At 70.6% G+C, this 25,260-nt stretch carries 18 protein-coding genes; 8 read left to right on the forward strand and 10 right to left on the reverse strand.

Annotated elements, in window-relative coordinates:
• Window positions 1-4: 4 nt before the first annotated feature.
• The 4 genes from ACFWRO_RS17755 to ACFWRO_RS17770 form a co-directional block, all read right to left on the reverse strand.
• On the reverse strand, window positions 5-364 hold the full coding sequence (locus ACFWRO_RS17755) for a hypothetical protein (RefSeq protein ID WP_384511011.1): 360 nt from the start codon (window positions 362-364) through the stop codon (window positions 5-7).
• A 139-nt stretch (window positions 365-503) separates the two neighbouring features.
• Window positions 504-965, reverse strand: a complete 462-nt coding sequence (locus ACFWRO_RS17760; RefSeq protein ID WP_384511014.1) for a YbaB/EbfC family nucleoid-associated protein — start codon at window positions 963-965, stop codon at window positions 504-506.
• A 3-nt stretch (window positions 966-968) separates the two neighbouring features.
• On the reverse strand, window positions 969-4,406 hold the full coding sequence (locus tag ACFWRO_RS17765) for an AAWKG family protein (RefSeq protein ID WP_384511016.1): 3,438 nt from the start codon (window positions 4,404-4,406) through the stop codon (window positions 969-971).
• Between the two features lie 46 nt (window positions 4,407-4,452).
• Window positions 4,453-4,944 carry a type VII secretion system-associated protein gene (locus ACFWRO_RS17770; RefSeq protein WP_384511019.1) on the reverse strand — a complete coding sequence of 164 codons (492 nt, stop codon included), beginning with the start codon at window positions 4,942-4,944 and terminating at the stop codon, window positions 4,453-4,455.
• 232 nt (window positions 4,945-5,176) lie between these two features.
• On the opposite strand from ACFWRO_RS17770, the gene ACFWRO_RS17775 reads away from it, so the two are divergent.
• On the forward strand, window positions 5,177-5,656 hold the full coding sequence (locus tag ACFWRO_RS17775) for a YbjN domain-containing protein (protein ID WP_384511022.1): 480 nt from the start codon (window positions 5,177-5,179) through the stop codon (window positions 5,654-5,656).
• A 12-nt stretch (window positions 5,657-5,668) separates the two neighbouring features.
• Here ACFWRO_RS17775 and ACFWRO_RS17780 read toward each other — a convergent pair whose 3' ends face one another.
• A complete protein-coding gene (locus tag ACFWRO_RS17780) occupies window positions 5,669-6,439 on the reverse strand; it encodes a peptidase inhibitor family I36 protein (RefSeq protein ID WP_384511025.1) in 771 nt (256 codons plus the stop codon).
• Window positions 6,440-6,653: 214 nt separating this feature from the next.
• Here ACFWRO_RS17780 and eccD point away from each other — a divergent pair, with 214 nt between their 5' ends.
• The gene (gene eccD, locus ACFWRO_RS17785) at window positions 6,654-8,057 is read left to right on the forward strand and encodes a type VII secretion integral membrane protein EccD (protein WP_384511028.1); all 1,404 of its coding nucleotides are present in this window, start codon (window positions 6,654-6,656) and stop codon (window positions 8,055-8,057) included.
• Window positions 8,058-8,071: 14 nt separating this feature from the next.
• A complete protein-coding gene (gene eccB, locus ACFWRO_RS17790; protein ID WP_384511031.1) occupies window positions 8,072-9,595 on the forward strand; it encodes a type VII secretion protein EccB in 1,524 nt (507 codons plus the stop codon).
• A 69-nt stretch (window positions 9,596-9,664) separates the two neighbouring features.
• Here the strand turns inward: eccB and ACFWRO_RS17795 are convergent, their stop codons facing one another.
• A complete protein-coding gene (locus tag ACFWRO_RS17795; RefSeq protein ID WP_384511034.1) occupies window positions 9,665-12,961 on the reverse strand; it encodes a right-handed parallel beta-helix repeat-containing protein in 3,297 nt (1,098 codons plus the stop codon).
• Window positions 12,962-13,091: 130 nt separating this feature from the next.
• Here ACFWRO_RS17795 and ACFWRO_RS17800 point away from each other — a divergent pair, with 130 nt between their 5' ends.
• Window positions 13,092-14,276, forward strand: coding sequence for a S8 family serine peptidase (locus ACFWRO_RS17800; RefSeq protein ID WP_384511037.1), 1,185 nt, complete (start codon window positions 13,092-13,094; stop codon window positions 14,274-14,276).
• Window positions 14,277-14,386: 110 nt separating this feature from the next.
• On the opposite strand, the gene eccCa is transcribed toward ACFWRO_RS17800, so the two are convergent.
• On the reverse strand, window positions 14,387-18,367 hold the full coding sequence (eccCa, locus tag ACFWRO_RS17805) for a type VII secretion protein EccCa (protein WP_384511039.1): 3,981 nt from the start codon (window positions 18,365-18,367) through the stop codon (window positions 14,387-14,389).
• Between the two features lie 323 nt (window positions 18,368-18,690).
• Here eccCa and ACFWRO_RS17810 point away from each other — a divergent pair, with 323 nt between their 5' ends.
• From ACFWRO_RS17810 to ACFWRO_RS17825, 4 genes are all read left to right on the forward strand, one after another.
• Window positions 18,691-19,029 carry a hypothetical protein gene (locus ACFWRO_RS17810; RefSeq protein WP_384511042.1) on the forward strand — a complete coding sequence of 113 codons (339 nt, stop codon included), beginning with the start codon at window positions 18,691-18,693 and terminating at the stop codon, window positions 19,027-19,029.
• A gap of 82 nt (window positions 19,030-19,111) precedes the next feature.
• The gene (locus tag ACFWRO_RS17815) at window positions 19,112-19,441 is read left to right on the forward strand and encodes a WXG100 family type VII secretion target (RefSeq protein WP_384511043.1); all 330 of its coding nucleotides are present in this window, start codon (window positions 19,112-19,114) and stop codon (window positions 19,439-19,441) included.
• A gap of 148 nt (window positions 19,442-19,589) precedes the next feature.
• Complete coding sequence (locus ACFWRO_RS17820) at window positions 19,590-20,645, forward strand: peptidase inhibitor family I36 protein (RefSeq protein WP_384511046.1); 1,056 nt, start codon at window positions 19,590-19,592, stop codon at window positions 20,643-20,645.
• Between the two features lie 210 nt (window positions 20,646-20,855).
• On the forward strand, window positions 20,856-21,038 hold the full coding sequence (locus tag ACFWRO_RS17825) for a hypothetical protein (protein WP_384511049.1): 183 nt from the start codon (window positions 20,856-20,858) through the stop codon (window positions 21,036-21,038).
• On the opposite strand, the gene ACFWRO_RS17830 is transcribed toward ACFWRO_RS17825, so the two are convergent.
• From ACFWRO_RS17830 to ACFWRO_RS17840, 3 genes are all read right to left on the reverse strand, one after another.
• A complete protein-coding gene (locus tag ACFWRO_RS17830) occupies window positions 20,999-21,550 on the reverse strand; it encodes a hypothetical protein (protein WP_384511052.1) in 552 nt (183 codons plus the stop codon). The two genes, ACFWRO_RS17825 and ACFWRO_RS17830, sit on opposite strands and share 40 nt — an antisense overlap.
• A gap of 100 nt (window positions 21,551-21,650) precedes the next feature.
• Window positions 21,651-22,085: a cold-shock protein gene (locus ACFWRO_RS17835; RefSeq protein ID WP_384511055.1), complete on the reverse strand. Its 435-nt coding sequence runs from the start codon at window positions 22,083-22,085 to the stop codon at window positions 21,651-21,653.
• 185 nt (window positions 22,086-22,270) lie between these two features.
• A complete protein-coding gene (locus ACFWRO_RS17840) occupies window positions 22,271-25,144 on the reverse strand; it encodes an ATP-binding protein (RefSeq protein ID WP_384511058.1) in 2,874 nt (957 codons plus the stop codon).
• Window positions 25,145-25,260 lie beyond the last annotated feature (116 nt).

Here is a 25,260-nt window from a genome sequence, read left to right on the forward strand (position 1 = left end):
GGGCTTAGACGCGACCGCCGCGGCCGATGCCGTCGGTCCGCCGTGCCACGTCCTCGATGCCGTCCATGACGTCCGCCGCCGTGCCCGAGATAATCCCCATCGTCTCCATACAGTTGTTGAACACCCCGCGCACTCCGTCCCTGTACGCGTAGATCACCTCGGCCGTGCCCTCCGTCTTGAGCACCCACGGTTGGTCCATGGAGATGGCGAACTCGTCCGACCCCGGCTCGCCCATCCAGTACCGGACGCCGGACACGCCCTCCTGGAAGTTGAGGCCGACGGCGGTGGTCTCGTCGATGATCGTCTCCATCAGCCGAGCGACGCCCAGGATGCGAGCCGGATCCCCTTCGAACTCCTCTTCCATGTGCCCCTCATCTCCCTTCCCCTGGTACCGGTGTGCGGGTGTGCGGGTACGGTCCCATCGGCACCTTGCGACGATCTTGCGCGTGCTCCGGATCGTGCGCGTGCTCCGGCAGCCGGCCAGCCGCCGACCCGACCGACCCCTACGCTTCGGGGTCCTCCACGATCTCGTCCCGCAGCCGGGACCTCCGCTTCTCACGCGCGGTACCGCCGATCGCGACGGCCTGCTCGAAGGGCTGGAACATCCTCTCCCAGTCCACACCCGCCCTCGCCTCGTCCGGGCGCCCGAGCAACGCGGACCGCTGGGTGAGCGGTTGGAAGGCGTCGAGGACCGACTGGGCCATGTGGGCACGTCCGCGCTGGGCGGCTTCCAGTACCGCCGCCCCCAACTCCTCGGAGGACATGGTGCGGTGCTTGTCGGCGAGGAACTTGACCCGCGTCAACTCTCCTTGGGCCCCCACCGTCACCTCCACCGAGCGGTCCTTGGAGCGTCCCGTATAGGTGGCCGTACGCAACTCCTTGTCGGCTTCCGCCAACGCGGCGGCCGTCGCCTCCATCTCGGCCACCAGCTTCATCATGTCGTCGTCGCCAGGTACTCCGGCCATGGGTCAGTCCCTCCCGATCGACGCCGGAGCGCCGTCCTCGTCGGCTCCCCACACGTCCTCGTCCTCGGTCAGCCACGACTCGCGCTCGCGGTCGCTCTGGGTGTCCTGCTGTCCTTGGCCACCGGGCGGGTTCATCGGCGGCATGAAGGGCGATCCCGAGGTGGCGGAGCCGTTGCGGTTCGCCGCACCCACGTCGTCCTGGTTCTGGTTCCCCCGGCCCTGGCGGCGGCGTACGACCGTCTCGGGCTCGTGGGCCAGGACGGCACGTACCCGGTCGGCGGTCTCCGCCCCGCCGGTGGTGGTGCCGTTCATGTGCGTGCCCATCGGCAGCATCGGCGGATTGCCCATCGGCGTACGGGGCAGGTCGTCCGCGGCGCCGCCCTGGCCCCGGAGGGAGTCCCGGGCGCCCAGGTCACCGGTGTTGTACTGCGGGTCGTCGTACAGCTCTTCCTCGTAGCCGCCGGCTCCGGAGCCGGTGCCTGTGCCGGTGCCGCTGCCCACGCCGGTGGACGAGGCGTCGTACGGGTTGTCCGGCCGGGCCCGGAAGTCCTGGCCCGGTTCGAGGTGAGTGTTCGCCCGGCTGCCGTCGGGGAAGGTCGTCGTCACCTCACCGGTCTCCGGGTCGACCCTGGTCGAGCTGCCGTCCGGGAAGTCGGTGACGAGCGTGCCGTCATGCTGACGGGTCGTCCAGCTGCCGTCGGGGTTGCGGGTCGACTCACCCGCGGAGAGCTGGCTGACGTCCCTGCTGCCGTCGGGCAGGGTGACGGTCGACTCGCCGGTCCGCGGGTCGATGGTCGAGGAACTGCCGTCCGGGTACTGCGTGGTGACCGACCCGTCGGGGTTGATCGAGCTGATGCCGTCGCCGAACGAGTCCGGGTAGCGGCTCGACTGCGGCAGGTCGATCGACGCGGCCTGGTCCCCGATCCGTTCCTGGGCCTCCAGTTGCCGCCGCTGGTACTCCTCCTGCTGGCCGTCCTGCTCCCGGCGGATCTCGTCCTGCCGCGCTTCCTGCCGGGCCTGCTCGGACTTCTGCTCCTCGCGGAGCTGATCCTGCTTGGCCTCCTGCTCCCGCTGCCGCTCCTCCTGGTTCCTCTGCTGCTCGCCCTGCCGGGCCTCCTGCTGCGCCCGGATCTCGCCCTGCTTGGCCTCCTGCTGCCGCCGGAGCTGGTCCTGCTTGCTCTCCTGCTCCCGCTGCCGGGCCTCCTGGTTCCTCTGCTGCTCGCCCTGCCGGGCTTCCTGCTGCTGCCGGATCTGATCCTGCTTGGCTTCCTGCTCGGCCCGCTGCTGTTCCTGTTTCGCCTCCTGCTCCCGCTGCCGCTCCTCCTGCTTGCGCTGCTGCTCCTCCTGCCGGGCCTCCTGCCGGGCCCGTTCCGCCTTCTGCTCCTCCTTCATCTGCTCCTGCTCCGCCTTCTGCTCCTGGCGGATCTGCTCCTGCTCGGCCTCCTGCTCCCGCTGCTTCTCCTCCTGCTGCTTCTCGCGCTCCTCCTGCTTCGCCTCCTGCTCGGCCCGCTGCTGGTCCTGTTTCGCCTCCTGCTCCCGCTGCTTGGCCTCCTGCTCGGCCTCCTGCTCCTCCTGCTTGCGCTCCTGCTCAGCCCGCTGCTGCTCCTGCTTCGCCTCCTGCTCCCGCTGCTTCTCCTCCTGTTTCCGCTCCCGCTCCTCCTGCTTCTGCTGCTGCAGCAGGACCATCGCCTGCTGCTGAGCCTGCTGCTCCTCCTGCTTGCGCTCCTGCTCGGCCCGCTGCTGGTCCTGCTTCGCCTGCTGCTCCTGCTGCCGGGCCTCCTGCTTGGCCTGCTGCTCCTCCTGCTTCCGCTCCTGCTCGCCCCGCTGCTGGTCCTGCTTCGCCTCCTGCTCCCGCTGCTTCTCCTCCTGCTTGCGCTGCTGCTCCTCCTGCTTCCGCTCCTGCTCAGCCCGCTGCGCCTCCGCCTTCGCCTCCTGCTCGCGCTGCTTCTCCTCCTGCTGGCGCTGCCGCTCCTCCTGCTTCCGCTCCTGCTCGAGACGGATCGCCTCGGCCCGGGCCTCGGCCTCCTTCTGCTTGCGGTCGGCCTCCTCCTGCGCCTTCCGCGCCCTCTCCTCCGCGCGGGCCTCCGCCTCCGCCTGGCGCGCCGCTGCCGCCGCCTCGGCTTCCTTCTGCTTGCGCTCGGCCTCCGCCTTGGCCGCCGCCGCCTCGTCCTCCGCCTTCTTCTTGTCCCGCGCGGCGACGTCCGCCGCAAAGCTCTTCTCCAGGTCGATGTCGATCGACTTGAGTGGCCTGAACCTCTGGTCGTTCCACGAGTTCTGCACATCGATGAGCACCTGGCGGGCGACTCTCTCCAGATCATTCTTGACAGAGTCCTGCCAGCGCTTCAGAGCGTCTTCGCCGATCCTCTTCCAGGTCGCCGTCGATTCGAGCGGGCCATAGTCCTTGTAGCCGCCGCTGAATCCCTCGTACTTCACCTTGTTGTGTTCGCTGGGATCGACACCGGACCTCACTTTGGTGAGGTTCTGGTACCAGATCTCGTCGGACACTTTGAGCAGGTCGTCATAGAGAAAGCGCAGGGGGTTGGCCGCGAATTCCTGCCAAATGTTCCATGCGCTGTGGAGCTTCTTCACCGCCAACTCGAGCTGCTTGCCGAAGATGCGCAGCTGATAGCCGTGTTTCGACCAGGTGCCGAACTGCGGAAACTGCTCGTTGTACCCCTCGTAGTTCCTCTGCAGTCCGTGGATGAGATCACGGAAGACGCCGGCCGCCTGCCCCTTCCAGGCGAACTCCTCCTTGCCGAGGTCGAACTCCCAGTCCGTCAGGTCTCGGTTGCGGGCCGCGAAGAACCGCGCTGCCCGGTCGAACGCGGCCGCCGTGTCCTCGAAGGACTTCAGGCTCACGGCGTTCTTGCGTGGGACGTCGATCTCGCCCCACGAGAATCCCACCGTCGACTGAGCGGGCAACTCAAGAAGCCGTGCGAGAGCCAGGCCTCCCCCGAAGGAGTACGTCGTGAGGTTACGGTTGTTCCACTTGTGATGGGCATCGATTCCGCCGCCGAAGGCGTGACCCATGTTGCTCTTGAATTCGCCGCCCAGGTAGATGCCACCGTCCGGCACATCGGCGTCGATGGTGCCGATGAAGGTGATGCGGGCCCGCTTCATCTTGACGTTCTCTCCGACGGGCGCGGTCGTGATGGGGCCGTACATGCCGGAGTAGAAGGGCATGATGAAGTCGGTGTCCTGGATGTGCCAGCCGCTGTTCCTGGCCCTCCACTGAAGATCGTCGATCGCGCCGAGAAGGCTGTTCTCGACCTCGGGGGCGTCCGAGAACTCCACCTTCATCAGAGGGATCTTGTCGTTCCCGAGCAGTGTCGCGAAGATCTCGTCCCTGGTCGGCGGGACGTACCCGGTGAAGAGCCGCACCGCCTGCCACCAGTAGTCGTCGGTGGCGGTGATCGGGGGGACCTTGGGGGCGTCGGGCACGACACTCTGCTTTCACTCGGAGGACAAGGGAGGAGGGGGGCGAGCTCTAGTCGTCGTCATCCCCGCTGCCGCCCCCTCGCTCGCTCGACGCGAGGTCGTCCACGACGTCCTCCCACATGTCCATGAACTCCTCGCCGTCCAGGCGGATCAGGCTCCCGTCCTGCACGTCGCCGAGCTTCTTGATGGTGATCCGCATGTTGTCTTCCATGTCGTCGAACAGGACGATGTGGTCGTCGAAGATCTCCGTCATCGAAGTGATGCACTTGACCAGGGCCTTGTTCAGCTTCAGGCCGGTGTCCCCCATCTCACCGCTCGTCCCCATGAAGCCGAGGGCGAGCGGCCGCCCCAGGTCCTTGAGTTCCGGGTCGGTGACGTCCCCCTCCGCCAGCGTGCCCAGCGCCCGCTCCCCGGAGGGGTCGTCGACCAGCATGTTCCGCAGGCTCTGCGTGAAGGGCGCGAGCCGGTTGTCCAGGAACAGCTGCAGGCCCCCCTTGTCCATGACGATCCGGGTGGTGTCCGTATTGGGGTCGCCTGCCATGTCCCTCTCCGTTCATGCGATGCGATGCGGTACGGCGGACGGGGTGCCTGAGCGAGCCCGCTGATGGGCCCAGGGTGGAAAGAGAGCCTTGCCTCCACCCCTCACACTCCTGCCGACACCCTGCGAAATCCTTGCGCCCCCGCTCCCGCGCACCCGTCGGGCCTGTGCCGGCGGGACGGTCTGTGGCACATTCGGCGACGTCGAGAGCACCTGGAGCGAAGGAGCCCCCACCGTGGAAGCCGAGACCGTCGCAGCCGCGCCCGCCGGGAACGGCGGCACCCTCCTCCCCACCCAGGACTTCATACGACAGCTGCTCGACCGGCTGGAGTTGACGCACGCCGTCGACGTGGAGGGGGATCTGGTAGCGCCCTGGAAGGACTACCGCATGTACTTCATGTTCCGGGGCGCGGGCGACCAGCGGCTGTTCTCCGTCCGTACCTTCTACGACCGGCCCTTCCGCCCCGAGGACAAGCCCCAGCTGTACGAGTGGATCGACGACTGGAACCGCGAAAGCCTGTGGCCCAAGGTGTGCACCTTTACGCCCGAGGACGGGCAGATCCGGATGATCGGCGAGGCGCAGACCCTGATCGGGATGGGGGTCAGCCCCGAGCACTTCGTGACCTGCGTGGTCAGCTGGATCGAGGGATCCATCGAGTTCGACCGGCATGTGACCCACCTCCTGGGCCTGGCCGAAGACGAGGGCGAGGGCTAGGGCGGAGTCGGGTCAGTTGCCCGGGCCGTCGCACCAGCTGGGCTTCAGGGACGACAGCTTGTCGTTGTCCTGGAGATTGGTGGCCGCCTTCGCCGGCATCTTGAGCTCGACGCCCTGGTGGTCGGCGTCGGTGAAGAGGCTCCAGGTGTGGTCGGTCCGGTTCCAGACGCTGGACGCCTGGTCGTTCCAGGTGGGGCTGTCCGTGAAGCCGGGCTTGTCCTGCCAGGTGAGGGGCAGCGACAGGTACGTCAGGTTCGCGGCGAACCCGTCGCACAGCTCCGAGACGTGCAGCGGGGACAGCGCCAGCAGGGGGCCGGTGCCGTCGGGCCCGCCGTAGAGGCACAGCTCGCCCTCGTCGCAGCCGTACCACATCGGCCTCGCCTCGACCCTGGGGAGCAGCGGCGAGCCGCTGCGCTTCATGACGGCGAGCCGTTCGGCTTCCTGCTGCTTCTTGAGGGGTGCCGGTGCCTTCTGCCGGCGCTCGCCCGCACGCTCCGGCTCCGGCTCCGGCTCCGGCTCCGGCTCCGGCTCCCGCTCCGGCTCCGGCTCCCGCTCCGTCTCCGTCGCCTCCCCCGCGGCGAGCTCGACCTTCGCCGTCTCGGCCGTGGCCGTCGGCGCCGCCCGGGGCGCGGGCCGGTCCGGCTCGTCGGCGCCGCCCTCCGCGATCAGGAGAAAGGGCAGGGTGACCAGCGCGCCGCCGGCGAAGGCCGCGCGGACGAGGAGTCGCCCGGCGCTGTTGGGCCGCGCTGCCGGCGCATCAGGACCTGTCGAGGTTTCGGACATGTCTGCTCCGTGTTCGGGGTGAGGTACGGGTGGGAAGCCCGGCAGTGCCGCGCCGTCCCACACTCCTGCCGGGTCCCTGCGCAAACCTTGCGGGCGGACCTGAACCCCATCGGCGATCGGCGCGTAGGACGGGGTGGTTGTCGATGGCAGCGGAGATGCAGAACCGAATCGTGTGAAGTGATGAGTTGGCGGTTTCGAGGAACGTGGGTTGTCAATGCCTGAGAACACGGCCGCCGGTCTGTGCCGGCTCACGGTGCGCGCCCCTGAGAAGTCGATCGACCTGGCGGTGCCCGCGGACATTCCGATCATCGACCTGCTGCCCACGCTGGTGGAGTACGCGGGTGACGGGCTCGCCGAGAACGGTCTGGAGCACGGGGGTTGGGTCCTCCAGCGGCTGAGCGGCAAGCGGCTCGACGAGGAGAGCAGTCTCGACTCGCTGGGGTTGCGGGACGGTGACACGGTCCTGTTGAGACCGCACACCGAGGTACTGCCCGAGGTGCAGCTCGACGATCTGGTGGACGGGATCGCGACCACCATGCGTGACCAGCCCTTCGGCTGGACACCGGTGATCTCCCGGCGGCTGCTGCTCGCGTTCGCGTGGGCGACCGCGCTCGCCGCCGCGGCGACCGTGGCGCTGTCCGGCAATTCGAGCCTGGTCGGCGCCATCGCCTCGGCCGGCATGGCCCTGCTGCTGCTCGCGGGGGCGGGTTCGGCGAGTCGCGCGGTGGGGGACGCGGGCGCGGGCGCCGTGCTCGGGATGCCCGGGGTGCTGTGTCTGGCGCAGACGGGCTGGCTGTTGCCCGGGGGCACGTTGTCGGGCACAGCGGAGGGTCATGCGGTGCTGGGTTCCCGGCTGTTGGCCGCGGGGGCCGCGGCGGCCGGCGGGGCGATGCTGGCGGTGGCGGTCGTCGGTGCCTTCGCGGCCCTGTTCGCCGCCTTCGGGATCATCGCGCTCAGCGCGGCGATGGCCGGAGTCCTGGTCCTCGCGGCCGATCTCGGGTTGTCGGAGACGGCGGGCGTGATGGCCGTCACGGCGGTCATCTTCGGCGCGTTCGTGCCGAGCCTGTCCTTCCGGCTCGCCGGGCTCAGACTGCCACCCCTGCCGTCCAACGCCGAGCAGTTGCAGGAGGGGATCGAGCCGCACTCGCCGTCGGCCGTCGCCGCGCGGGCGGTGGTCGCCGACGGCTGGATGACGGGCCTCTACGGCGCGGCGGGGGTGATCTGCGCCGCCTCCGTCGTGGGCCTCGCCACGCACCCCCGGCTGGCGGAGACGCTGACGATCGCCGTACTGACGGTGCTCCTGCTCCTGCACAGCAGGGGTCTGGGGAACACCTTGCAGCGCCTCACGCTGACGGCCCCCGCCGCCATCGGAGCGGCCGCCCTCGTCATCGTCATGACGGCCGACTCGACGCCCACGGGCCGCCTGCTCTTCGCCGCCGGTCTCCTCGGCGCCACGGCCACCGTCGCGATCGCCGCGTGGACCGTCCCGGGCCGGCGCCTTGTTCCGTACTGGGGCCGCGCGGCGGAGATCCTGCATTCGACGATGGCCATCGCCATGCTCCCCCTGGGCCTCTGGGTGCTTGGCGTCTACTCCTTCCTCCGCGGACTCAAGGGCTAAGGACGCCGGACACGATGGACAACAAACGCGACCAGGTTCAGGCGCACATGTTCATGATGGGGCGCCTCACCTCCGGCATGCTGCGCGCCGACCCGGATGCCCCGGAGAGCCCGCAGGGACGGACCAACCGGGGCATCGTCATCGGCATCGTGGTCGCGGTGCTCGTCGGCGCCGGCGCCTTCGTCATCGGGCTCATCTCTCCCGGTACCCCCTCGTCGAAGTGGCGGGAGGAGGGCAACATCGTGGTGGAGAAGGAGACCGGATCCCGCTATCTGTACATCGGCGGCCGGCTGCGGCCGCTGCGCAACTACGCGTCGGCCAAGCTCCTTTCGAGCAAGGAGACCAAGACCGAGACGGTGAGCTCCAAGGCGCTGGCCGGAACGCCCCACGGGGCTCCGGTCGGCATCCCCGGCGCTCCGCACTCCCTGCCGTCGGCGAACCAACTCGACCATCAACCATGGCAGTTGTGCTCGGAGCCGACCACCGCGACCACCGGGACCGCCGGGAAGGGCACCAGGACGATCACCACGCTCGCCGTCGCTCGCGGTCCTCTGATCGACTCGTTGACCAGCGATCAGGCCCTCCTCGTCACCGGCCCTGACGGCGCGAACTACCTGCTGTGGAAGGGCAGTCGCCTGCGCCTCGACCGTGCGAGCGCCGCCCAGGAGGCCCTCGGGTACGGGTCCGCGACCGCCACGCAGGTGTCCGGGGCACTACTCAACGCCCTTCCGTCCGGGCCCGATCTGGCCGCGCGGGAGGTGCCCGAAGTCGGTGCGCCCGGCCCGCGCCTGGCAGGCCGGGAGACCCGGATCGGACAGCTCTTCCGGGTGGCGGTCCCCGGCCGCGCCGCCGAGACGTACCAGCTGCGCAAGGACGGACTCAGCCCCCTGACCGCGACCCAGGTGGCCCTGGCCGTGGGCGCCCCCAAGACGCGTCAGCTCGCGTACGGCGGCGCCTCGCCGACCGTCGCGGACGTCGGTTCCGACGTCCTGCGGGGCAATCTGGCGCCCGCCGACCCCACCGTCGACCTGACCGGGATGCCGATCAAGCCACCCCAGTTGGTGCCGGTCGCCCAGGGACAGCAGCCCTGCGCCCAGATTACGCCCGCGGGCTCCCAGTCGAAGGGGACGAGCACGAGCATCGGCCTCGCCTACACGCCCGAACTGGGCATGCCGGCCGAGCCCGGTCCTGAGGGGCTGGTCAGGGCGTGCCTGCCCGTCGACCGCATCACCGTACCGGCGGGCCGAGGAGTGGTCGTACGTGCCCTCAGCGGCGCCGGGACCAAGATCGGGACGACCCTCTACCTCGTCACCGACGCGGGAGTGAAGTACCGCGTGGCGAGCGGTGCGGCGGCTTCGGCGCTCGGGTACGCGGACGCGACCTCCGAGGGGCTCCCGTCCCTGCTCCTGGCCATGCTTCCGACGGGTCCCGACCTGTCGCCGGAGGCGGCGGAGCTGGGGGCCGCCGTGACGACGGCTCCCCGATGTGCCCCGACCCTGCCGGCGGCAGTCAAGGGAACGACGAACACCACGAACTGATCCCATGCCGGTGGCTCCCTCCCCCGCCGCCGCGGCGTGCGGGTGAGGGGACCACCGGCATCTGGCTGTCTAGGCCCGTGTCGCGAGCACGGGGAGGTCCTCCGGCAGCAGGGCGCGCAGGTCGCCCACCGACGCGTTCGTCAGGCCGCCCAGGCGGCGGGCCTGATGGGTGATCATCGACTCCATCAGCTGACGTGCCGTACGGGCGTTGCCGAACGAGCGGCCCCGCGGGAGCGCGGTGATGTGCTCGCGCAGCGCGACGACCGTGTCCTCGCCGCACTCGTAGCCGGTGCTCTGCGCGTGCTGCTCGACGATGGAGACGAGTTCGTCGGTGGAGTAGTTCTCGAAGTGCACCCGCCGGCCGAACCGTGAGGCCAGGCCCGGGTTGGAGTCCAGGAAGCGCCCCATCTCCGCGTCGTAGCCCGCCGCGATGACCACCACGTCGTCGCGGTGGTCCTCCATCAGCTTCAGGAGCGTGTCGATGGCCTCCTGGCCGAAGTCGTTGCCGCCGCCGTCCGGGGTGAGGGTGTAGGCCTCGTCGATGAAGAGGACACCGCCCATCGCGCTCTGGAAGACGTCCTTGGTGAGTTGTGCGGTGTGACCGACGTACCGGCCCACGAGGTCCGCGCGGGCCACCTCCACGAGCTTGGTCGTCGGCAGGACGCCGAGGACGTGCAGCAGGCGGGCGTAGAGGCGCGCCACGGTGGTCTTTCCCGTACCGGGAGGGCCGACGAAGACGAGATGCTGGCTGAGGCGTGAGACGGGCAGTCCGGCGGCTTCCCGCTGGCGGGCCAGGGAGAGCAGGTTCACCAGATCGGTGACCTCCCGCTTCACGGCGGCGAGGCCGGTCATGCCTTCCAGCTGGTCGAGGAGTTGCTGCCGGTCCTCGGCCGCGTCCTTCTCCTGGCCGGCCGCGTCGGCGACGTCTTCCGGCAGCAGCAGGGTGAGGTCCGCTTCACTGGGGTCCGCCATGGCGGCGAGGCGGAACGACTGCCGGTCGACCATGTCCTCGAAGACGCCGCGCGCGACGCGTCCGTTGCCGAAGTTGGCGTCGCGCGGCATGGACTGGAAGTGCGCGGTGAGCGCTTCCGACGTACCGGGGCCGAGTTCGTAGCGGTGGCCGGCGGAGATGTTCTCGGTGATGGTGACGAGTTCCTCCACCGAGTAGTTGGCGAACTCGATGGTGCGGGTGAACCGGGAGGCCAGACCGGCGTTGGCGGCCACGAACCCCTGCATCTCCTCCGAGTAGCCGGCGGCGACCACGACGATGTCGTCGCGGTGGTCCTCCATCAGCTTCACCAGGGTGTCGATGGCCTCCAGGCCGAAGTCGGTGCCGTTGCCCTTGGCGCCGGAGGCCAGCGTGTACGCCTCGTCGATGAACAGGACGCCGCCGAGAGCCTCGTTGAAGGCCTCCGTCGTCTTGATGGCCGTGGCGCCGATGTACTGGGCCACCAGGTCGGCCCGTGACACCTCGACGATGTGGCCCGAGCGCAGCACCCCCAACTCCGCGAGGATGCCGCCGTACAGCCGGGCCACGGTGGTCTTGCCGGTGCCGGGCGGCCCGGCGAAGATCAGGTGGCGGCTCATGCTGGGTACGGGCATCCCGAGCCGGATCCTGCGCTGGGCCTGCTGGTTGAGGTTGACCAGCGTACGCACCTGGTGCTTGACGCCGTCGAGGCCGACGAGCGATTCCAGCTCCTCCAGCGGGCTGCGGTCTCCGCCGCCCGCGCCTCCCTTGCCGCCGCCGGCCAGGTCCGCGTCCGGGCCCCAGGCGTCCGGTACGTGGTTGTCGGCGCTGCTGATGTCCATCACTTCGAGCTTCTCCGAGGCGCGGGTCTGCCGCAGCCCCGCGCCCCGGTTCTCCGTCAGCTCGCAGCCGGCGATGCCGACGGCCTCGGCGGTGTCGACACGGATGCCGTCTCCCGCGCTGCCCGAGACGCGGCACGAGCGGAGTTCGGCCCGGCTGCCTTCGGAGAGCAGGACGCCGTGGGCCCCGGCGCCGGTGACCCGCGTCCGGGTCAGGGCCAGGTCGCTGCCGGACGCCACCATGACGGCCGTACCGGCGCTGGAGTCGAACTCGCAGTCGCGGACCGTGGCGGTGCAGTCCGCGCCGACCTCCAGGCCGACGTTGGAGATGGACCGCAGCACCGTGTCGCTGATGTGGGTCTCGGCGCCGCCGGACAGCCGGATGCCGACGCCCTCCGTCAGCTCGATGGTGCCGCCCTCCAGACGGCCGCGCCCGTCGTCGCCGACCTCCACGCCGACTCCGCCCGGGCTGATGATCCGTACGTGCCGGATCAGCGGGTTGGCGAGCGTACGCACGGAGATCGCCGTGCCCGCCGCGTCGGTGATCTCCAGGTGGTCGAACTCCGCCGTGGAGCCGTCGGAGAGCTGGACGGCGCCCGCGGTGTCCAGGCACTGCCGGACGCCGACGCGGGTGAGTGAGGGGGCACCGTCGCCCAGCACCTTGATGCCGGCCTCCTTGGTGCCGGTGAACTCGCACTCCTCGAAGGTGCCTCGGGAGCGTTCGGTCACGAACAGCCCGGCGCCCTTGGTCCGTTCGGCGCTGCAGTACCGCATGAGGCAGTCGCCGCCCGCGGACAGCGCGTATCCCGGGCCGGTGGTCGCCGACACCCTGACGTTCTCCAGGACCGGCCGCGCCGTCGTGGTCACAAGGACGCCCACGGGCACGTCCCGGATCTGCACCCTGCTGATCGCGGTCGAGCTGCTGCCCTCAAGTGCCAGGGCGGGCTTGTCCGTTCCGGAGACCTCGCAGTCCTCGAACACGCCCTGCGCCTCGCCGTTGGCCAGGAGTCCGTTGCCCCGAGCGTCGCGGATGGTGCAGTTGCGGACGGTGGTCCTGGAGTTCTCGCCGAGGACCACACCCGAGGTGCCGAGGTTCTCGATCAGGCAGTCCTCCACCACGCTCCCGGTCGGCGCGGTGTCGACGATGCCGGCGCCGTCCCGGTTGGTGATGCGGCAGTTGCGCAGGGCCAGGGAGCCCGTCTGACGCGAGAGGATCGCCGTCCAGCCCGAGCCGTTGACCGTGCAGCCGTCCATGGCGAGCTGGCCCCGGGCCGCGTCGACGGTGGCGACGTCCTCCGAACCACCGCGCAGCACCAGGTCCGTGAGCATCACGGCGTCCGCGACGAGCACCAGGGCGGAGCCTCGGCGGGGGCAGATCTCGACGGCGTCGCCGTCGCCCTCGGCGACCAGGCTGACCCGGGTCCGCACCATGAGGTTCTCGGCGTACCGGCCCGCCTTGATGCGGATGACGGCCCCGGAGCGCGCCACAGCCAGTGCCTCGGTGATCGTCCTGTAGGCACCGGACTCATCCGGCGAGACCCTGAGTATCTGGCGTGACACCTCATACCTCCTGATGTGTGGGTGCGGACGGGTGCCGTACGGGAGGCCGGGGAACCGTGTGCCGCGCTGCTGATTGATTTTTCTTCCGCGCGCCGTTGATGGGACCGGTTCGGCGCCTATCATGTGCCGCATGCGACGCGCCCGTTACCCGCGCCACCACCTCATCTCGGCAGCGGCGGTTGCCTGTTGCCTGACGATCGGCGCAGCCCCGTCGGCTTCCGCGGTGGACGATCCGGTCTCGCTGCCGACCGTACGGACCGCGCTCGGGGCCGACGAGCCGTGCGCCGGTCCGTCCGCGGAGACGGCCCGCGCCGAGCCGTGGACGCGGGCGGCGATGAGTCTGTCCCGCGCCTGGCAGCTGACCCAGGGGTCCGGCGTGCTCGTGGCCGTCGTGGACACCGGGGTCGGCGCGGACATACCCGCGCTTCAGGGCCGGGTGACCCATGTGGGTGCCGCTAAGCCCGACTGTGTGGGGCACGGCAGTTTCGCGGCCGGTCTCATCGCGGCCGCTCCCGGTCCTGGCTCGGGCATGGCGGGCGTCGCGCCGCAGGCCCGCGTCCTCGCCGTGCCCGGCACCGATGAGCGGGGCATCACCGACGGCCCGGCCCTGGCGACCGCGATCCGGCAGGCCGCGGACGCCGGGGCCAAGGTCATCTACGTGGCCCGGGCCGTCCTCGACGGGCGCGCCGAACTGACCAAGGCCGTCGAGTACGCCTCCGAGCGCGACGCGCTGATCGTGGCGCCGGTCGCCCCCGACGCGCTGCCGCGCGGTGCGACGGGCGACCAGGCCGCGGCGCGGCCGTACTTCCCCGCCTTCCTGCCCAAGGTGGTGTCGGTGGTGGACTACGGCCCCGACCTGGCCCGCCCGACCAACGCACCGGAGCCCTTCGCCGCCGATCTGGCCGCGCCCGGCGACGCCGTGGTCAGCGTGGGCCCGCGGGGAGCGGGCCACTACATCGGCTCCGGCTCGTCGTTCGCGGCGGCCAACGTGGCCGGTGCCGCGGCCCTCGTCCGGGCCCGGTACCCCGAGCTCTCCGCGGACCAGACGGCCGCCCGCCTGGCGTCGACCGCGTACCCGGCGGACATCCCGCGCCTCGACCCGTACGCCGGGCTCACCGCCGTCGCGGGTGGCGGCGCCGTCGACCGGCGCGTCGAGCCGGCCCGGGTGGACCCGAAGCCCGACACCGCCGAGGGATCCCGTCGTACGGCTCTGGTGGTGGCCGGCGCGGCCCTGCTGCTCGTGCTGGTCCTCGCCGCCGCGGTGGCGATCGTCCCGCGCGGACGGGCACGCTCCTGGCGCGCAGCCGACCGCTGAGACGCCGGCCCCGGCGACGCCGACCGCTGAGGCGCCGAGCGCTGAGACGCCGAGCGCTCGGATGCCGACCGCCGGGGCGCCGGCCGCTGAGGCCTCGGCTCTCGCGCCGCTCACGACTCCTCCGCATCCACCAGCGCGGTCTGCACCTGCATCGTCTTGCGCCGCGAGATGTGCATGGCGCGACCGGGATTCATCAGCCGGCCCTTGTGGTTCCCGAACAGGAAGCCTTCCGAGGGCGGGCAGGACAGCAGCAGGCTCGGTGCGTTGACCTCCAGGAGGCGGCGCATCAGTGCGTCGCTCAGACCACGCCCGGCTCCCGCCGCGGCCCTCGCCACGACGACGTGCAGCCCCACCTCGTGGCCGAGGGCCAGATGGTCGTTCAACGGCGCGAAGGGCTGGTGCATCGGACCGGCGCCCACCATGTCGTAGTCGTCCACGAGGATGAAGAGCCGCGGCCCCTGCCACCAGTCGCACAGCCGCATCCGCGACGGCGCGATGTCGGGTCCCGGCACGCGGGTTGCCACGGCGCGGGCCGCACCGCTGACGAGTTCCTGGAGCGCGTCCATCGACACGGCGTGGCCGAGCCGGTATTCGTCGGGGATGGTCTCGACGAGCTGGCGCCGGTAGTCGACGACCATGATGCGGGCCTCGGCGGGGGTGTGCGTCCGCATGATGCTGTGCGCGATCAGGCGGAGCATGTTCGTCTTGCCGCTCTCGTTGTCGCCCACCACGATCATGTGAGGTGTCTCGCTGAAGTCGTGCCACAGGGTGGACAGCCGCTCCTGCTCCAGTCCTATGGGGATGCGCAGCTTGTTCGGCGGGGTCGGCAGGTCCGTCGAGGGCAGGACGGTGGGCAGCATCCGCACCGGCGGCGCGACGGGGCCCGACCAGTGGTCGCGTACGGTGGCGACCATGGCCGCGACGCCCTCCGACAGGTCTCCGGCGCTGGTGGTGCCGTCGATCCTCGGCAGCGCCGTCAGGAAGTGGTGGTGGCCCTCGCGCGTGATGCCGCGGCCCGGGTCGCGCGGCACGGTGGCGGCGATGCGGGCGTTGATGGTGGAGTCCATCGCATCACCCATGCGCAGCTCCAGCTTGGTGCCCGCCTGGTCCCGGATGGCCGAGGTGAGTTCCAGCCAGCGGGCCGTGGTGATGATGAGGTGGATGCCGTAGTTCAGGCCGCGTGAGGCCAGCGCGGAGAACGCGGGCAGGTGCCGGTCGTAGTCCTGCCGTACCGACTGCCAGCCGTCGATGACCAGGAACACATCACCGAACTTCTCGTCGGGCAGCTCGCCGGCCGCCCGGCGGCGCCGGTAGGTGGCCATGGTGTCGATCTCCTGGTCGAGGAAGAGCCGCTCGCGGTCGGCGAGCAGCGCCGTGACCTCGGAGATGACACGGCCCACCCGCTCCTCGTCCATCCGCGAGGCGACACCGCTCACGTGCGGGAGCCGGGCGAGGCCCGCGAGCGTTCCGCCACCGAAGTCCAGGCAGAAGAACTGGACTTCGCGCGGTGTGTGGGTCAGCGCGAGCGCGGTCATGATGGTGCGTACGAAGGTGCTCTTGCCGCTCTGCGGACCACCGGCGATGGCGACGTGCCCTCCCGCGCCGGACATGTCGACGACGAGTTGGTCACGGCGCTGGTCGAAGGGCTTGTCGACGATGCCGACGGGAACCTTGAGCGAGCCGAGGTGCGGGTAGTCAGCCGCCATCAGACCGAGTTCGGGGTGCGGTGCGATGCCCGGCAGGAGTTCGTCGAGCGTGGCGGACTTGTCCAGCGGCGGCAGCCACACCTGATGGGCCTCCGGGCCCGCTCCGACGAGGCGGCTCACGGCGACGGCGAGCAGGGACTGGGCCTCCTCCTCGGGCTCCGGCTCCGGTACGGGCGCCGGATCCGGGTCCACGCCGGCCCGCGGCATGATCCACTCCGCCGACCAGGGCACCACCTGACTGGCCACCCGGGCCCGGCTGACCGTGCCGCTGCGCCGCCGGTGCGGACCGGAGACGTACGCGGCCCGGAAACGCTTCAGGGTCTCCACACCCGTCTTCATGTAGCCGTTGCCCGGCTGCGGCGGAAGCTCGTAGGCGTCCGGCACGCCCAGCACACCGCGGCTCTCCATGGCCGAGAACGTGCGGAGGCCGATGCGGTACGACAGATGGCTCTCGAGCTGGTGCATCCGGCCCTCGTCGAGCCGCTGCGAGGCCAGCAGCAGATGCACGCCGAGGCTGCGCCCGAGGCGGCCGATCATGACGAACAGCTCCATGAAGTCGCGGTGCGCCGAGAGCAGTTCGCTGAACTCGTCGACGACGACGAACAGGCTGGGCAGCGGCGCCAGTTCGGCCCCGCCCGCCCGGGCCCTCTCGTACTCGAGAGCCGACGTGTAGTTGCCGGCGCTGCGCAAGAGCTCCTGGCGGCGCATGAGTTCGCCGTGCAGCGCGTCCTGCATGCGCGAGACGAGGGCGGCCTCGTCCGCGAGGTTGGTGATCACGGCAGAGGTGTGCGGGAGCGCGTCGAGGCCGAGGAAGGTCGCGCCGCCCTTGAAGTCCACGAGGATGAAGTTGAGCGTCTCTGATGAGTTCGTCAGCGCAAGGGACAGCACGAGCGTACGCAGCAGTTCGCTCTTGCCCGATCCCGTGGCCCCGATCAGCATCCCGTGCGGTCCCGTGCCGCCCTGCGCCGACTCCTTGATGTCGAGTTCCACGGGCGTGCGGTCGGCGGCCAGCGCGATGGGGACCCTGAGCCGGCTGGAGTCCGTACGCGCGGACCAGAGGGTGTGCGGGTCGTGGCGGTACAGGTCCGCTATGCCGAGGAGGGTGGTGAGTTCGACGTCCGAACTGAGCGGTTCCGCGCCGTTCTCCCCGTCGAGCCGCAGCCGGTACGGGGAGAGCATCTTGGCCAGCGAGCCCGCTCCGACGACGCCGAACTGGTCCGCCCGCCCCAGCGGGCTGGTGCGTTCCTTGCGCTCCCGGTCGGTCCGTACGAGGCCGAGCTCGCCGTCGGCGAGGTCGAGCCGGAGCGTGGTGCGCCCGGGGCGCCAGGTCAGTGAGGAGTCCACGTCCAGGACGACGGTGTTGCGCAGTCCCGGTCCGTCGAAGGCGTGGCCGCCGGGGGCGGGGACACCGTCGAGGACGACGACGGTGTACGGCTCCTCCCAGCCCGGGGTCGCGTCGGGGTCGAACGGGGGCCGCTCACCGAACTCGGGCCCGAGGAGCTCGTCCATCTCGTTGAAGGTCGACACGATCCGGCGCACCGAACCGGCGGCGTCGCTCTCGTGCGGATGCAGGGTGTGGGGCAGCCACTTCAGCCAGTCGTACGCGGCCTTCCGGTCGTCCGCGGCACACACCACGATCCACAGGTCCTCGGGGGACTGGAAGGTGGCGAGCTCGGCGAGCATCGACCGCACGAGGGCCTGCACCCGCGCGGTCTCGCCCCGGAAGAGCACCCGGGACCAGGCCCGCAGGAACACCGAGATCGGCTGGTCGGGAACGGTGGCGTAGGCGCGTACGAAGCTGCGCAGCGCGTGGGCACAGAGCGGTTCGAGGTCCTCCACCGGCTTGGACGATCCCGGTACGAGCTTCAGGCCGAGCTTCTGGTCGCCGACCGCGACCCGTACCTCCGCGAAGTCGTCGTCGGCGGCCCTGCGTTCCCACAGCCGGCTCGTCCCCACGACCGACCAGAGCGTCGCCGGCTCCGGGTGGTGCCAGGCGGACGCGGCCTGCTGTTCGGCGACGTTCCTCCGTACCCGCCTGCGGATCTGCGTCAAGTAGCGCAAGTAGTCCCGGCGTTCACCCTTCAGGCGCTGCTTGCGCTCGGCGGCCCGCTTCATGAACTGCCCCAGCATCATGCCGGCGGAGGCGACGACCATCAGCCCCATCGCCAGGTACATGAACGAGCCCTCGCTGCCGCGCATGCTGCCGGGCCGGATGTACATGAACATGAACGACACCGACATCAGGGCCATCGGCAGGTACTGCCAGATGGCCGAGCTGTCCGGCGTCATCTCGGCGAGGACCGGCGGCTCTTCGAGGTTCAGCTCACCCTCGGGCATGTCCGGCCCGGGGCGGCGGGCGGGACGTCGGAACAGTACGACGCTCAACGGTGCTCTCCTTCGGCGTGAATCCGTGTCCTGTTGATCGCTTGGCGCGCGGGGAGTCGCGTGGAGCGCAGGAGGACGCGCGGCCCGGCATGCTGCGGCGGACCGTGGAGCTGAGGAAGTGGCTGAGGAAGGGGAGCGGCAGCAGCGTACCCGCCCCGACGTGGGTGCGGGGAGCCTGATGGGGGCGGCCGTGCCGCGACGCAAGGTTTCCGCAGGGTGGCGGCAGGAGTGTGGGGACCGGAGACAAGTCTCTGTCGTCAGGCTGGTCCCGGAAGTGAGAACCCCGCTGCGGTGAGGGGGATCGAGGCGAGAAGGAGTGTGCGATGTCGACAGGAATGCAGCAGTCCCAGGAGAGCGCCACACGGAACGGCATCAACGCGCTGTCCGCCGCGCGTGACGGCGTCGTGAGGTGCAGCTCCGACGTGGAGGCCACGCGCCTGACTCTGACCAACGGCTACGGGGGCAGCGACGGTGCCGCCTTCTCGCAGCTCGTCACGCAGTGGCAGGAGAAGGTCGGCGTCATCACGATGAACCTGGAACAGATGATCGAGGAGCTGCAGAAGACGCTGCGGGAGCACGGAAGGCAGCAGCAGTTCGCCAACGAGCAGGTCTCCCAGGCCAGCAGCGCGTCGAACGCCGTCTTCAACACTCTCAACGGCTGACCCGACCCCGTCCCCGCGGGCGACCCACACCGCTTCCCACCCCGGTCCCGCCCCGCCGGCCTGCATCAGAGGAGGACACACCATGTCGGAGAACCTCACCGACGGCTATATCTACGTCGACTACCGGCACATGGAGAACGCCGCCGAGGACCTGATCGCGCAGACCCAGGCCATCGACCAAACCCTCTACAACCTGGAGGCGGAGCTCGGCGAGCTGCGGAACACCTGGATCGGTGACGACGCCCAGGTCTACACCGAGAAGCAGAAGGCGTGGAACGACGCCCTGCTGGCCATCGAGAAGATGCTCGAGAGCAAGGTCACCCTGCTCAACGAGATCTCCGGGTCCTACCGCCACACCCAGAACACCCTCGTCCAGGGCTGGCAGAACGTCAGCATCGGCCCCGGCCGCTGACCTGTGGGCGGGACCCCGGCGCCCCCATCAGTGACCGAGCCCCTCAACCGCCCGGTCACTGATGGGGATTCCGTCACTTCCCTGCCTGCCACCGCCCAGCGTGCCAGCGCCTCTGTAGAGGTGCGCCTCCAGCCAACACGGAGCACTGATGTCCGAGCATTCGACACGGCCCGACGGGGCCTCCGCACCCGCGCGGAGCAATGGCGGCGCGGGAGCCCGGCCGCGCCCCGACGGGACGACCGCCGGAGAGGCGAACACCTCAGGCCATGAAGGCCGGTTGGGCGCCACCGGCCCGGCCCCCGCGGCCGAGACCGCGACGTCCGAGAGGTCGGCGGGCGCGGCGGCACGGCCGCGCACCGAGCCGCGTACCGCCGGGCAGAACCCCGAGAACCCGAACCCGCGCGCACGCGGGCAGGCCGAGGGCGCCGCCCAGGCCGGCGCGGAAGGTCCGGGAAACCGGCCCGAGGAACCGGTCGGCGCCCCCTCCGCGGGTCCGAAGAAGCCGATCCTCGCCGGTGCGGCGATCGCCGGCGCCGTGATGATCACCCTTCCGTTCCTGCTCATCGGGTCCAACGAGGAGTCCCGCGACAAGACGAACCCGGTCGCGGCGGTGAGCGAGACGGCCGACACCGTTCTGGACACGGACGGCGGCGGGCCCGAGAGCGGCGCCTTCGTGGCCGCGTCCCCCACCCCCACACCGACCCCGGTGAAGACCACTCAGGCACCGCCCACCAAGAAGCCCACACCGAAGGTCACTCCCACACCGCCCAGGACGCAACGGCCGCCCGCGACGACCAAGCCCGTGTACAAGCGTCCGGCCCCGCCCGCCCCCGCCAAGTCCAAGGCCCCGCCGCAGACTCCGTGGGCCGGGTGCAAGGTCGGCGAGTTCTGCCTGTACGGCGGCCCGAACGGCACGGGACCCGTGTTCGCGCTCACTCCGCTGCACGTCCCCGAGATGTGCGACGGGTTCACGAAGCACCTGGGCAGGGTCGGCATTCCCAGCGAATGGCTCGGCAGGTCGGGCTACGGCAAGCAGGCCAACTGGGACAATGCGACGACCAGCGTCTGGAACAGGACCGAGCACACGTGGACGCTCTTCAACGACCCCGACTACTCCGTGGCCGCCGCCGCGCCACCGAGCAAGTGGCGCGGCCAGGTGACGAGCATGAACGGGATCACCTCCCTCAGGCCCAGCTGGTGCTGAGCCGTACGGAGGACTGAGCGGACTGAGGCGGACTGAACGCGTACGGCAGACGGACGGAAGCAACCCATCCACGTGCACGGCGGTCTTCTCAGGCGTCGTACTCAGCACCACCGAGAAGGGCGCACGCACTCCATGACACTCGATCCCGATCTCTGCCTGGACGTCCCTGAGGGTTTCGACGACTCGGATGCCGACACCCAGGTGCATCCCATGGCCAGAAAGCTCTTCCCCGCCACGACCGCCGCGAGGGCCTTCAAGAAGGCCCATGAGTGGGTGCGGGACCACAACGTCCGCCTGGTGGACGTGTCGTGGGACGCCTTCCACGACGAGGACGAGCCCTACATGCTGAGCATCTACTTCACGTTCGAACTGGATCCCGAGGAGACGGTGTAGTAGACGCCGGCCCCCTGCTTGGAACGCACCAGCTTGCCTCGGGCAACCAGCCGCTCGGCGGAGGTGCGTACGAGAGGATCGGAGATCTGCCGCTTGGGGTGGGCCTCGGCGAGGCACCGGAGGATCTCCGAGGTGCTGCGGGGTTCGTGCTGCTCACTGAGGTGTCCGAGGATGAGGTCGGTGAGGGCGGCTCCCCTGTCCTCCGCCTCGCGGACCGAGGGCTGCTTCTTCTTGGCCGCCGGCTTCGGACGAGGTGAGGTCTTGGCGACGGTCATTCCCGCCGACTGCGCGGGGACCGTCGCCTTTGCCGCGGTGGTGGCGTCCAGCAGCGCCGCGCTGACGCTCATCAGCAGCTCACGATCGGCCTTCAGGGACACCAACTGCTCCTGCAGGGCCTGGATCTGAGCCTCGACGCGCCGCTGGTCCGCCTCGTTCTCGTCGATGTCGCCGGCGACCTTGCTCGCGTACTGGGCCTTCAGATCCGGGCGTGTGGGGTCGGTTTCAGTCGTCACGATGGGCTCCTCCTTGAGTGGGCGATGAATGCTACCCATCTGCGCCGAAGGAGCGAAACGCCGGAACACGGTTCAAGGGGCCCAGGAACGGCCGCTGAGGTCAGCCCTCGACCCACCCGTGGCCCCGGGCCAGCTCAAGCACCCCTCGCCGGATCTCGACAATCTGGCCTGCCGTCAGCGAGGTCACCCGAAGGAGGAGTTCGGTCAACTCTCCGTTGGTCTCCTCCGTACTGAGCACATCGCACATCGGCTCCTCGGCGACCGGAGCGGGCACCGCGGCGGGGACGACCTGTACGGGCACGGCCCGATCCGCCTCCCGCGCGGTCCGCGCCGACTCGGCGAGCCTGATCCTCGCCGCCTTCGGGCCCCGCTCACGGTCGACGACCTCGAACTCCACGGCCAGTCCCGACCTGACGTACGACTCGGGGATCAACAAGTCGTTCACGTGCAGGAACACATCATCGCCGCCCGTCTCCGGGGTGATGAATCCATACCCACGCGTCTCGTCGAAGCGCACCACACGCCCAGCAACCACAGTCAACTCCCGGCCCCTCATCATCCACTCCGTCGTCCTCACGGCGGCGCCGCCCTGTGCTACGTGTCGGGACCGCCCGAGGTTCGGTCATGGCAACGAGGTCACGGCGGCGCCTACTCGGGCACCGGGCAGCTCAGTCTCATCGGCGTGGCCGTCTCACGCCGTCCACCGCGCCGAGCGGAGGTTCAACTCACGGCGGACTGAGGGGGCCGGTCCGCGATGGTGCGCGCTACTTCCCTACGGGAGCGCAGGCCCAGTTTGCCGAGGATGCGGCTGATGTGGGTCTGGACGGTGCGGCGCGAGGAGAGGAGCCGCTCGGCGATGTCGGGGTTGGACAGGCCCTCGGCGACGAGTTCGGCGACCCGCCGCTCGGTGGGCGTGAGCGACTCCCAGCCGGCGGACGGGCGGTTGCGACTGCCCCGGGCGCTGCGACGCAGGCCCGCTTCGCGCCAACGGGCGTCCGCCCGGTCGAGATCGCCCGTCGCGCCGAGCGCCAGATAGCGCTCCGCCGCGTCCCGCATCGCGGCTTTCGCGCCGTCCGTGTCGCCCGCCTCGGCGAGTACGACGGCCAGGTCGTCCGCGCACTCGGCCGCCTCCGCGGCCCACACCGCGCCGTCGAAGTACTCCAGCGCCTGGCGCAGAAGGCCGGGATCGGCGTCCGCCACCCCCTGGCAGTGCCAGGCCACGGCACGGACCACCCGGCGGTCGTCCCGGCCGGCCGCGTGCCCGGCGCGGGCCACGACCTCGGCAGCCAGGTCCGCCAGGCCCGCGGCGCGGGCAAGGCGCAGGGCACGGGGCAGGAGGCGGTGGTAGTCGGCGGCGATGGCGCCGAACTCCTCGGCGAGGACCCGGCGCAGGAGAACGAGCACCTCGTCCTCGCGGCCCTCGCGCTCGGCCAGGGCCAGGCGGGCGTGCCAGTAGTTCGTGGAGTTCACCCGGGCGCAGGTGAGCAGGACCTCCGGGTCGCCGATCTTCTCCAGTTGGTCCCGGGCACCGTCCACGTCCCCGCGTCGCGCCCTGATCAGTGCGAGCAGGCCTTTGACGGTGAACTTCGTGTAGCCGTCGGTCACGTCGTCGTCGACGGCTTCGAGATCCGCGAGCGCGTCGTCCCAGGCCCCCTCGAAGTAGGCGAGGCCGGCGGTCATCCCGAGGACGGTGCCGACCCGTGCCGAGCCGCACTCCAGGGCGGCCTTGCGGGCCGCGCGCGCGGTGGCCCACACCCGCTCGTCGCTGATGTCGGCGCCCCGCAGGTGATGCATCTTGTTGCTCGCCAGGACGAAGCGTATGTCGGCCAGTTGAGGGTCGCTCTCCGCGCCGGCGAGGCCTTCGTCGAGGCAGACCGCGGCCGCGTCGAACTCCTTCATCGCGAAGAGGTACGTCCACATGGTGTTCGCCGCGTACGCGACGGTGTGCGCGTCCTTGAGACTCCGGCCGAGCTCCAGCGCCTCGGTCACCCTCGGTATGACGGACCCGTCCTTCTCAGGGCCCAGCGCCGTGCCCAGGGTGAGCATGCCGTGCAGGGCGCGCAGCCGGGCCAGCCACACCGGACTCAGCGGCCAGCGCGACGCGGCGCCGGTCGCCAGCTCGATGCCCTCCGCGTAGCGCCCCCGGTGGAACAGGACGACGCCGACGATCCAGGTCATCTCCCCGGCGCGGTCGGGATCGACGGTGCTGCCCAGGACACGGGTGGCGATGGTCTCGCACTCCTCGAACCTGCCGCGCAGGTACGCGGCCATGGCGAGGACCGCCTCCAGGGGCTCACGTCGCTCGTCGACACGGTCCAGGTGCTCGGTGGCGTCCGTGAGCAGTTCTACGGCGAGCTGTGGGGCCCGGTGGAGCAGGGCGGCGCCCGAGGCCGTCAGCCAGGTCAGCGTCCACTCGTCCGGCTCGCTCCCCGCCCGGACCAGCTGCGCGGCGACGCGCTCGGGCGGCCGGCCCACCTCGCTCAGCCGCTGCGCGATCCGCCGGTGCCGCAGCGCGCGCACCGCCGGCGTCATCGACTCGTACAGTGCCTGCCGCAGCAACGGAGCGTGGAACTCCACCGTCGCGCCCTGCTCGTCGAGCACCCCGGTCTCCGCCGCCTCGCCCAGCGCCCCGGCGACCCGCTCCAGCGGCCAGCCGAGCACAGCGGCCAGCTCGCCCGGATCGAACCCGGCGCCCAGCGCGCTGGCCGAGCGCAGGGCCTCCAAGGTGTCGTCGGACAGATACCCGAGCCGGTCCGCGATCGCCGCGCTCAACGAGGTCGGCAACTGCGCCTCGCTGTCGGGCCCGGGTACGAGCCGCGCCTGGCCCGCGCGCTCCTCGACGCGTCGTTCGCGCAGCAGCGCGGCCACCAACTCCCGTATGTGCAAGGCGTTTCCTCCGGTCTGCGCCGCCAGCTCGCGCAATCCAGGGGCGAGCGGGAGACCCAGGTACGTCTCCGCCAGCCGCACGGACTCCTCGTCGCTCAAGGGGCCCACCACCAGCTGGGTGGCGTCGCGGGTGGTGAAGGTCCGGCGGAGCTGTTGGACGTGATCGCGCTGTGAACCGGTCGTCAGCTCCCCCACCAGCAGCAACGGCAGCTGTTCCGTCAGCCGCAGCAGCGCCCCGAGGACCGTCAGGGACGCCTCGTCCGCCCATTGCAGGTCGCTCGCGACGAGCACCACCGGCCGCACCGCGCACGCCCGTTCCACGCGCGCCAACGCCTCCTGCACGCCTGCCGCCAACGGGTTCCGCGCCCCGGCGCCCCACAACGAGTCGGGTTCCGGCGCGGGTTCGTCCCGGTCCACCGGTCTCAACGCCTCCGTGATCAGCTGAAACGGCAGACTCACGCAGAATTCGTCGGCGCTGCCCCGCAGCACGAACACCTCGTCCGCGCCGCCGAAGGTCCGTACCGCCTCGCCGACGAGCGCGCTCTTCCCGATTCCAGGCGGCCCTTCCACCAGTACGCAGCCTCCCGCACCGCGCCGCAGGGACCCCAAGTGCTCGTGCAGTACCGCCAGTTCGGCGGAGCGCCCCACCCAGCGAGGTGTGTCGATCGGAGCGAGTGGAGAGGCGACGGACCGCCGATTTCCATCCATGCGGCAGAGGATATGTCGCGCGCTCCGAGCGCCACCCCTGCGCCCGTCCCACAACTGGCTTGATCGGACCGATCCTTCGCGACTCCACCAACGTAGGCATCGGCAGAGCAAGGACC

Source organism: Streptomyces sp. NPDC058579 (genome assembly GCF_042718575.1).
Lineage (GTDB): Bacteria > Actinomycetota > Actinomycetes > Streptomycetales > Streptomycetaceae > Streptomyces.